This window comes from Streptococcus halichoeri (assembly GCF_009870755.1).
Classification (GTDB): Bacteria; Bacillota; Bacilli; order Lactobacillales; family Streptococcaceae; genus Streptococcus; species Streptococcus halichoeri.
The window spans coordinates 111,034-120,722 of the sequence record NZ_WLZU01000002.1 but is presented as its reverse complement, the minus strand read 5'-3'; the positions used below and the strand labels follow the sequence as shown (position 1 = coordinate 120,722).

Sequence of the window (9,689 nt, the reverse complement as noted above, 5' to 3'; positions counted from 1 at the left end):
CCCTAGAAAAATCAATTCCTAGAGCTTTGTCTTCAATCTGAAATCGCTACTTAACGTGGCGATTTTTCTTTTTTGAGGGTTTGAAAAGCTATGATGGCTATGGAATAACTAACTACGGGAATGATTCTTCTAGGCTCCTTTCAAAATCATCATAGACAGTTTATTTTCTCTTTGCATTTGAATGTGTAATTGTAGCGTTGCTATTCCAATAAATAATAGCAGCACAAAGAGAGCTATTACTATATCAGTTGCTAGAAAAATACTAGTTAGAAAGCCAAGCACATATACAACTATCTGTAAGAAGAGGTAGTTACGGTGAATCTCTAAAAATCGTAGACCAGCGATACGCTTAATAAAAATATCACGTCTAAATTCTTCAAAATACAGTTTATTCATTGTGTTGAACATTAGTAGAGCAGTCAGTATTCCCAAGATTGCCTCGGCAACCATCGCTAATACTTCCCTTTGGATTTTCTTCAATAAACTTTGATGGCTGGCATAACCAGACTGAAATTCGCCTACCCAACTTTCAAGTCCGTATGCTTTAATCAGTTTTTGTGCATCATCTAAATGGTTAAAAAAGAAATAAGATTGAAGTGCCTGCGCCCAAAACGAAAACGCTTGTGGTCCTGTTGATTGGGGTGTTAATACTAGTATTATGGGGTCTCTTAAGAACTGCTGGTAGGCTATTGGTGTTGTATTATAAATGAAGCGATCGTGTCCGGTCTCTAAATACGCTAGGGTTGCAACCATGTCTTGGTGCGCATGTCGACTAGACATTAAATCAGTTATATTCTTTTCAAAGGTTGCCTTATAGTGTTTTGTCTCTGATTTGAGATGCTTTGGTAAGAGGAGCACAAATTCTCCAGTAGTCAGGTGAGTCATTTTCTCTTCAATATCAGATGCTACGACGACTTGTTGCTGTTTTAGATAGTTAGGAGTCACTATTAGTACATTTCCCTGTGGATTGTATTTTTCTTGAAAAGTGGGAGGTGTGACATGAGATGAAGCTGGTCCTTGTTGAAGGCCGTGCTCTGCTAAATAGTGGCGAGATAAGAGTGCTCCTTGTTTTGCGACAGCGTGATCAATCACTTTAAACCAGGTTTTTTGCTTTGCGATAGCGTCATCATCAAATCCTGGCCTTATTCCACTTCGTCCCAAGCTTAGGGCAAATAATGCTTTTTCCCTAGACCAGGCTTTATTTCCGTGCTCTTGTTGGTGCCAAGCTTGAGAATAAAGCAATGTCCGACTAACTCCTATAGATACGATAACCACAGCTAATAATTGCCCTAGTAAGATTAAGCTAATGATTCCTCGCACAGGTATTTGGCCTTTTATCACCTGCATGAGATGCACCTTGTGAATGCCAACTGCAAATAGGCTGGCAAAAAGAAGTGATATAGCTAAAAGTGTAAGGTTATACACGACTAATCCCGTAGCAATGGTATAAAAGCCAATGGTAGGAAAGGAAATAAAACTTTTCAATAGGATGGCAGAGCTAAGCCCAAGACTCATGCCAATAAAGCTGTTTAATAAGTCGCAGGCAACGGGGCTCAGAAAAATTTTCCATCTCCGCTCACCTGAAATCAGTCGAATGCCAGCTGATCTCAAAGTCCGAATCTGTCCAATTAAACTAAGTGAGCCAAAAGTTAATGTAAAGATCAATAGGCCGATTAACTGAAAGCCATAGCCAAAGATAGCGGCTAGAATATTTAGATGAGAGGGAGAGGAGATGTGTAGGTTTGTCAAGCCCACCTCACTGAGTGTGTCTCGTAATCTGTCTACGTTTAAGTTCCCTCTAAAAATAAAATAATTAGTCTCTACGCTACTCTTTTGCGCGCTTTTCCTTGTTTTTCTAGACAGATTTGTAGGCAGGTTTCCCGTTCCAAAAGTAGAATAGGAAAAAATAGGCGTCCCATCTGAACCAGGTTCTTGATGTTGAATGGCGATAAGGCTGTTTGTTTCTTTTGCTAATGCTGCCATGCTTTTTGAAACGTTAGCAAAGCTAACCTCTCTTGAGGTATCAAATACAGAAACATTGGGATAAAAATAAGAGACATAAGAATCTGACCAAATGTTAAATACCCAGACTAAAAAGAAAGTCACTAATACATTAGATATTAGGACAAACATTCTTTTCATACAGCAGTTCTCCTTTTCTAAAAAGGGACAGAAGTTCTCCTGTCCCTCAAAGGTTTACTCATGATAAGTGACATCGTAAACAGTCACTAAAACTTAGACGAAGGAATTATTTTCCAGCATCAAATACGACCTGTTCACCAAAGTTTGTATTGATAAATGCATAGGATGTGCTACGCGCTCCTGCTGTAGCCGTTCGTTGATTGTTACGTGCGGCACTGCCCACATAGGACCAATGCCAGCTTGAACGGTGATAATAATTTGAAAAAGCTCCCCAATTATTTGGATCATGGTGACCACCATATGTCCAAACTCCCCCTTGATGAGATGCAGCCAGAACTGGAAGAGCAATGGTCAACAACAAAGCAGTAAGTGCTGGCACAAGTACTGTAAACTGTTATCACCTAATAAAAGTTCCTAGCTTGTTCAGTGTCAAGTGTCCCTCATCACAGAAAGTAATTTTTTGATTTTAGCTTATTTTTTGTAACTCTCGTTTGCTCAGTAGTTATGAGGCTTCATCATACAAGCTTTAATATTAATCTTTAATTAATTTTATAATGTTTTTATTTTATTTATCTCATTTTACTATTTCTCATCATCAACTGCAACTACTATTTAGCATTTTTTAGAGGCTTAAAAGCAAACGTTGGTCCATTTCAGGTTCCAGCTAGCTCTGGCCTCACTCTTGAGGTATTTGTCAGTCACTATTTTCTAAAAGGGTAAGGGGAAATGCTATTTTCGCTGGCTGCGAGCTATTTTTAGGTCACTTTTGGTCTTCGTTTTAGTGTACAATAGTCTTGTATCTGTGTGGTGTGAAAGCTATACGAACTTTTTCTGAACTGTTTTTGGGACTCGTGGCTAGTGCATGACATCGGCCAGATTCATGTTTTTTTCGGCAATTGATTTAAAGAAATTGACGGAAATGCTCACGCGCCTTGTCAAGCTAAGGGTCATGAAATGAAAGAAAAACCAATAATAAGGAGCGGTGTTATGTTCACTATAGTTACAAAAAGATTAGAACTCAAGCCAATGAATAGGGCGTTTATGGCTTCAACTCATAGCTATGCTAAAGACAAAGAGGCTAACAGCTATATGCTTCATTTGCCCAGCGATTCGATCAAGGAAACAAAAGACTTTTTAATAAACTGTGAACAGAACTGGCAACAGTATTCTGAACAGGAGTTTGAACTTGATTTTGCGATTCTCTATCAGAGCGAGCATGTTGGGGGATTGAACCTTACGAAGATTGCTGATGAGGACTTTGCTGAGATTGGCTGGATTGTAAACAGGGCCTTTTGGCGGCGGGGGATTGCTTTTGAGGCAGCTAAAGCTGCGATGCGGTATTTTTTTGAAAACTTTCATGTTAATCATTTTATTGCGCGCTGTGATAGCCAGAATCAGGCTTCCTATGCCCTGATGGAAAAATTAGGCATGAAGAGGCTGTCTGTTTCAGCTGGGCGATTAAACAAGCAAGCAACAAAAAGTTCTTTAGAATGCTTATATGCCATAGTCCTATAAAAATCAGGTTGCTTAAAATTGCAATTTTGCATGACAATGGTTATAGTAATACGTAAGAGATTTCTCACCGTCTTCATAGATAGCTTGGATGTGACAAAAGATGTGGCAAATCAGTAGGGCTGCTTGTAGTTTGCTTTTGCTGTCGTTTTTAAACAGTTTCTTAAGCGCTTTGCTGTGGTTGCTTGTCTTGTTGTTTAGGTTAGCAAGCAGACAATCTTTGCTTTATGGAGGAGGTGTGGTGCTAGCTGTGAGCCTCTGTTTTTAGGCTATTGGCTGTAATCACTTGATCTGGTGGGCACTTGATGCAGGAGACTTTTTTCCAGGCTAGGGCTTGCTTGGTCTGGAATTTCAACAAGAGCCAGCTAAAAAAACCTAGGTAGCTTGGTTGGCTTTTAAACTGTGTTGTTACTAATAATTGATTTTATAATGGAGGTAGGAGATGACTCATTCCGAAAAACAACGTGTGATTGCTAAGCAATTAGCAGCTGGGCAGTTAAAGACAGTTGCTGCTTATCAGGGTAAAGGCATACCGCAAGCCATTTTAACGCAGATCCGGGATGTGGAGTGGAAAGCCGGTGCTTATTTGTATCAGCAGATTATTGAGGGAGAATTAGCTGCAACAGATTATGTGATTACTTTGACAGATGCTGAGCAAACCTTAATTGGCTTTGCTAGTCTTTTGCAGGAAGATATTATTGAAAAGCCTGATTTTGGTCCTTTTTTATCAACAGTATATGTTGCACCATCACATAGAGGACAAGACTTGAGCCGTTTTTTGGTAGAGGCTATTCTTGCAACTGCAAAAGCCAGTGGTTTCACGGAGATTTATACAATTACTGCTCATCAAGGCTTATATGAAAAATCTGGTTTTCACTTTGTGCGTGAGGTGACGGATCGTTTTGGTCGAAGCATGCGGCTATTACAGCTAGCTTTGTAATCTTTTGCCTTGGCTATATAGGCTGTACTTTAGAGACCCCTTTACTTGCAACTGCAGCAGCGTTACGAGATTTGCCTAAAAAACACAGGCTAGATTAGAATACTTTTCATTTTAAAAAATCTTTATCGTCAGGTTTACCGTAGGGGAAACTGTTCATAAAAAAAGCAAGACCAGTCGTTGTCCTTTAATAGGAAACTAGCTGGTCTTGCTTTTTTATAGTTGTAATCGGGCTTCTGACTCAGTCTTAGATGATAGGGTGATTTTAGTTGGTCTTTTTCTTATTTTTCCGATTGCCTTTTGGTTCTAGGAAGCCTTGGAGCAAGCCTAATAAGCTATCAGATAAGATGGCCATCAAGGCAGTTGGTAGGGAACCAGCAAGGATAATAGCACCGCCATTGGTGGCATTGGTACCACGTACGATAATATCTCCTAAGCCACCACCACCGACAAAGGCCCCAATGGCTGTAATCCCAACAGCAACGACTAGGGCGTTTCGAATCCCAGCCATAATCACAGAGAGCGATAGAGGAAGTTCGACCATAAAGAGACGCTGGCTTTTGGTCATCCCCATACCTTTTGCGACATCAACTAAATCATCGCTGACATTTTTTATACCGGTGTAGGTATTGCTGATGATAGGTAATAAGGAATAGAGAAAAACAGTCGCAATAACGGTCTTTGTCCCTAAGCCCAAACCTAGCATGAGAATGGAGAGCATCGCTAGTGAGGGAATCGTTTGTAGGACATTAGCTGCACCAAGAACCACTTTTCGCAGGGTGAGTCGTCTGGCAATCAAGATGCCCAAAGGAATGCCAACAAGAGCGGCAAGCATTACCCCATAGGCAGAAATGAGAAAATGCCTTAAAAACTGTGTCAAAATATAAGTGCCGTTATGGTTAAAATAGTAGATTAGTTGTTGCCAAAGTGATAAATCACTCATTTTTTATCCCCCTCTTTAAAATAATGATGCTTTTCAAGAAATTGTTTGGCAACTACGGAAGGTTCTAATAATTGGTCATCCACCTTGTAGTTTAAAGATTGCATTTCTTCTAAGCTAATTTGGCCATCAAGCCGGTGAAGCAATGGCTTTAATTCAGGGTATTTTTTCAAGAGTTTGTTGTTAACAACCATGGAACATTCATAAGGTGGGAAAAAGTGCTTATCATCTTTAAGAATCGTCAAATGATAACTTTTGATGCGCCCGTCTGTTGAATACCCTAAAACAGATTGCATTTTATTACTGGCTACGGCATCATAGACTAGTCCAATCTGCATAGGAGAAATGTGATCAAAGCTAAAGCCATACGTTTTAGTAAAATCAGGGTAACCGTCTCCCTTACGATTCATCCAAGTGCTATCAATACCGACTTTGGCGCTGTCTTTGATTTTTGCCATATCTGAAATGGTCGTAAGCCCATTTTCTTTAGCATAGTCGCTGGTCACCATAAAGGCATAGGTATCAGAAAAGCCGTAAGTGGGAAACCAGGTTTGATCAAAACGTTTGGCAAACTCGCGTTTGACAACTTTAGAGGCTTCCTTGGGGTCTTTAATAGCCGCCATGCCAAGAGCGCCCGTAATATCTGTTCCGGTATAACGGGTGGCTGAAATATCAGCATCGCCACGTAATTGGGCTTGATGTGAGACATTTGAAGAACCAAGATTAGGAATAATAGTTGCCTGGTATTTGCTTTCATGGTTAATGAGCTCAGCGACTACATTGGCCATGATGCTAGATTCTGTCGAACTCTGTGCAGAAACTTTGATTCTCGGTGTGCTTTGGCCGTTAAAAGCAAGATAGGACCAGAAGGCTGCGATAATCACGACCAGTAAGCCTGTGAAAGCGTAGATTTTTTTGCGCATGAGTGATTACGCCTCCCTTCTTTGTTTTGGTACGAGCCGGTCTTCTAATAAGCCAAGCAGATAATCAGACAGTAGTGATAAGGCGATGACAGGAATAGTTCCTCCAATAATTAATTCGGGTTGGAACAAGTTTAGGCCACTAAAAATCAAATCACCCAGGCCGCCTGCACCGATGTAAGAAGCCAAGGTAGCCCAGGCAATGACATAGATAGCTGATAAGCGTACGCCAGCCATGATAACTGGCATTGCTAGGGGCAACTCTACTTGAAAAATGGACTGGATAGGCTCCATGCCCATTCCTTTGGCACTATCTTTGAGCACGGGGCTGACATTGTTTAAACCAATATAGGTATTTCTTAGAATGGGCAAAAGAGAGTAAATAAACAAAGCAACAATCGCAGGTACTTTGCCCACGCCAAAAATTGGGATCATCATCGCTAAGAGTGCTAAACTGGGGATGGTTTGTAGCATCCCGGTAATGCCGATGGTGAGTTTGGCGGCTCTAGGAAAGCGGGTTAAAAGGATACCTAGTGGGATTGCCACGATAATCCCAAAAGCTAAGGCCGTGGCTGAGATGTAGGTCTGCTCCCAGGTTTTTACAAGGAGCCTACTACCGTATTGAGATAGAAATGTAACCATTACCTTTCCTCCTTGTCTTGGTCATTGCTGCCCCAGATAAAGTCATAGAGCATGTCCACCAGTGAGGCTCTTGTAATAATGCCTTTAAGTCGTTTGTCTTTGTCAATAACTGGAGCAAATTTGAGGCCGCGTTTGAGGATTCTTTGTGCGGTGTCGCGTAAGATGGCATCTTCTTGGACGCTAAAGGGAACCTCGGTCATGAGATCAGATACTAAAAGGTTATTTTGGTAATAATTACTTAAGGATTCAAGGTCAATAAGGCCAATCAAGCGTTCCTTATCAGTAACTAAGAGAGTATCAACCCGTCGTTGTCGCATGAGGGTAACTGCTTCAGATAACGGTTTATCGGCAGTAATAGCAACAGGATTTTTGACCATGATGGATTTTACCGGTGTAATGTCAGACTGGGCTCGCAGCAGCCGTTCTTGCCCGATCATTTTTTCGACAAAGCTATTGGCGGGATGATGGAGGAGGTCGGTTGGCGTATCTTCTTGAATCATTTTGCCCTTATCCATGACAACAATTTTTGTTGCTAATTTTAGGGCTTCATCCATGTCGTGCGTTACTAAAATGATGGTTTTTCCCATCTTTTCTTGCAGGTTTTTGACCAGATCTTGGATCCCTTCGCGCGTGATAGGATCTAGTGCACCAAAAGGTTCATCCATTAAGATAATATCTTGTTCGGCAGCGAGAGCGCGGATTACCCCGATCCGTTGTTGTTGGCCGCCTGATAATTCAGAAGGGTAGCGTTCTAGATATTCCTCGGGAAGCTCGACCAACTTCATTAATTCTTTAGCTTTGGCCATTTTTTTATCTTCTGGCCATTTTAACAGTTTAGGAACTAAGGTAATATTTTCATAGATGGTCATGTGCGGCATGAGGCCGATGTTTTGAATCACATAGCCGATTTTTCGTCTTAATTGGACCGGATTAAAGCTGGCGATGTCCTTTCCCTTAAACATAATCTTACCACTACTTGGTTTTAGCATCCGGTTAACCATCCGCATAAGCGTTGTTTTCCCGGAGCCACTGGTCCCGATAAAACAAATAAAATCGCCAGGCATAACCTCTAAACTCATCTTCTCAACAGCGACGTTATCCCCGTATACTTTACTGATGTTTTGAAATGCAATGATTGGTTGCTCCATACTTCTCTCCATTTCTTTAAAGTCTCTCAAACAATCGTTGAATTACTTACATTATACTCTATTCTTGTGATAAAATCACATTTGACCTCGTGCTAATCGCTCACAGCAGCTGTGTTTAGCTCGTTTACAGAGCTGTAAACCGACCAAACAGCTTACCTAGCACTTGTTTACAGTCTTCTTTACATGAAGTTGAGGGCTAAGTAGAATCAGTCCGACAGCTAGGCGGTTTAGGCATGTTGTGGCGAGCTAGAGCTGTCAAGTTTTCTGTAGAATGGCCCAGCTGTCAAGCAAGTTTTATGGCAAAGGTCGTTTGGGTCGCAAGGAACAATCAGCCCAATGTAAAAGACTTGTCTTCTGTTCGTTTTAATACAGGAAACAAGTCTTATCAGAATGTTTTGTGCCTACCTCATTTAGCGGTAATATCCTTTATCAGTTGGCTTTTCCTCTCAAAAATAGCATTAAGGACAGAAAAACCCATCGCCCAAAAGGTCTATCTTTGACATGGTCAGCTTTTTTCATTAATGGAAGACCATACCACCGTCAACGACAAGGGTTTGGCCAGTGACATAATTAGAATCTGGACCTGCAAGAAAAGCAACGGCATTTGCAACATCTTCGGGTTCAGACAAGCGTTTGAGGGCAATGTCTTTAGCAAATGTTTGCATACCCCATTCATCATCTTTTCCAGCGTTTTTACCGACTTGATGGGCAATGTCATACATCATTGGAGTTTTAACAATACCAGGAGCATAGGCTGTGACCGTAATGCCTTCTTCTGCTAAATCACGCGCCAAGGTTTGGGTAATACCACGAATGGCGAATTTTGTTCCCCCATAGACGGTAAGATTAGGATTTCCGACACATCCAGCTTGAGAAGCGGCATTAATGATTTTCCCACCGTGGCCTAGTTGTTTAAAGTGCTTGTGCGCTGCTTGTGCTCCCCAAATGGTCCCACCGACATTAATCGCAAAGGTTTTTGAGAATTGTTCTTCAGTGATAGTATCAAGAGGAGTTGTAGGGGCAACGCCAGCATTATTAACCACCACATGCAAGTCACCAAAGTGAGAAACGATTTGATCAAAAGCCGTTAAGACCTCTTCACGCGAAGCAACGTTAGCAACAGCGGCATAGGCATCTCCTTCTGGAAATTTGGTAACAGCTGCTTGGGCAGTTTCTTTATTGTAATCCACGATGCCAATTTTAAAACCATCTTTATGAAGTCTTTGGGCAATGGCAAGTCCGATTCCTTGGCCTGCTCCAGTGACAATAGCTACTTTTACCATCGTAAGTCCTCTTTTCTTTGTTTGATAGTTTAAGTGTACCACTTTTGTGAAACGCTTTCAAGCATTTTCTTTTAATATTCAAAATATTGCAACTTTTTGAATGGCAGTTTCCATTTTTCCATGGTTTTTTCGCAAGTTTGTTCATTTAAGGGGTTATCGCTAAGC

General features: G+C 41.1%; 9 protein-coding genes. 2 read left to right on the top strand and 7 right to left on the bottom strand.

What is annotated here, in order from left to right; translation table 11 throughout:
• Nucleotides 1-129: 129 nt before the first annotated feature.
• Nucleotides 130-2,142 (bottom strand): DUF1430 domain-containing protein, encoded by a 2,013-nt coding sequence (locus GWD08_RS01325; protein WP_159563952.1) that lies wholly within the window; start codon nt 2,140-2,142, stop codon nt 130-132.
• A 106-nt stretch (nt 2,143-2,248) separates the two neighbouring features.
• On the bottom strand, nt 2,249-2,521 hold the full coding sequence (locus GWD08_RS01320) for a lactococcin 972 family bacteriocin (RefSeq protein WP_159547860.1): 273 nt from the start codon (nt 2,519-2,521) through the stop codon (nt 2,249-2,251).
• Between the two features lie 575 nt (nt 2,522-3,096).
• On the opposite strand from GWD08_RS01320, the gene GWD08_RS01315 reads away from it, so the two are divergent.
• Together GWD08_RS01315 and GWD08_RS01310 are read left to right on the top strand one after the other, a co-directional pair.
• Nucleotides 3,097-3,657 carry a GNAT family N-acetyltransferase gene (locus tag GWD08_RS01315; RefSeq protein WP_341871809.1) on the top strand — a complete coding sequence of 187 codons (561 nt, stop codon included), beginning with the start codon at nt 3,097-3,099 and terminating at the stop codon, nt 3,655-3,657.
• Between the two features lie 439 nt (nt 3,658-4,096).
• The gene (locus tag GWD08_RS01310; RefSeq protein WP_159544654.1) at nt 4,097-4,594 is read left to right on the top strand and encodes a GNAT family N-acetyltransferase; all 498 of its coding nucleotides are present in this window, start codon (nt 4,097-4,099) and stop codon (nt 4,592-4,594) included.
• Between the two features lie 262 nt (nt 4,595-4,856).
• Here GWD08_RS01310 and GWD08_RS01305 read toward each other — a convergent pair whose 3' ends face one another.
• The 5 genes from GWD08_RS01305 to GWD08_RS01285 all read right to left on the bottom strand — a co-directional run bounded on the left by GWD08_RS01305 (nt 4,857) and on the right by GWD08_RS01285 (nt 9,524).
• Entirely contained in the window at nt 4,857-5,534 is a 678-nt protein-coding gene (locus GWD08_RS01305; protein WP_159561586.1) for an ABC transporter permease, read from the bottom strand.
• Entirely contained in the window at nt 5,531-6,454 is a 924-nt protein-coding gene (locus GWD08_RS01300) for an osmoprotectant ABC transporter substrate-binding protein (RefSeq protein ID WP_159544658.1), read from the bottom strand. The genes GWD08_RS01305 and GWD08_RS01300 overlap by 4 nt, the downstream gene beginning before the upstream one ends.
• A 6-nt stretch (nt 6,455-6,460) precedes the next feature.
• Nucleotides 6,461-7,093 carry an ABC transporter permease gene (locus GWD08_RS01295; RefSeq protein ID WP_159563950.1) on the bottom strand — a complete coding sequence of 211 codons (633 nt, stop codon included), beginning with the start codon at nt 7,091-7,093 and terminating at the stop codon, nt 6,461-6,463.
• Nucleotides 7,093-8,241 (bottom strand): betaine/proline/choline family ABC transporter ATP-binding protein, encoded by a 1,149-nt coding sequence (locus GWD08_RS01290; protein ID WP_159544662.1) that lies wholly within the window; start codon nt 8,239-8,241, stop codon nt 7,093-7,095. Before GWD08_RS01290 ends, GWD08_RS01295 begins: the two co-directional genes overlap by 1 nt.
• Nucleotides 8,242-8,759: 518 nt before the next feature.
• Complete coding sequence (locus tag GWD08_RS01285; RefSeq protein ID WP_159547864.1) at nt 8,760-9,524, bottom strand: (S)-acetoin forming diacetyl reductase; 765 nt, start codon at nt 9,522-9,524, stop codon at nt 8,760-8,762.
• Between the last annotated feature and the right edge of the window lie 165 nt (nt 9,525-9,689).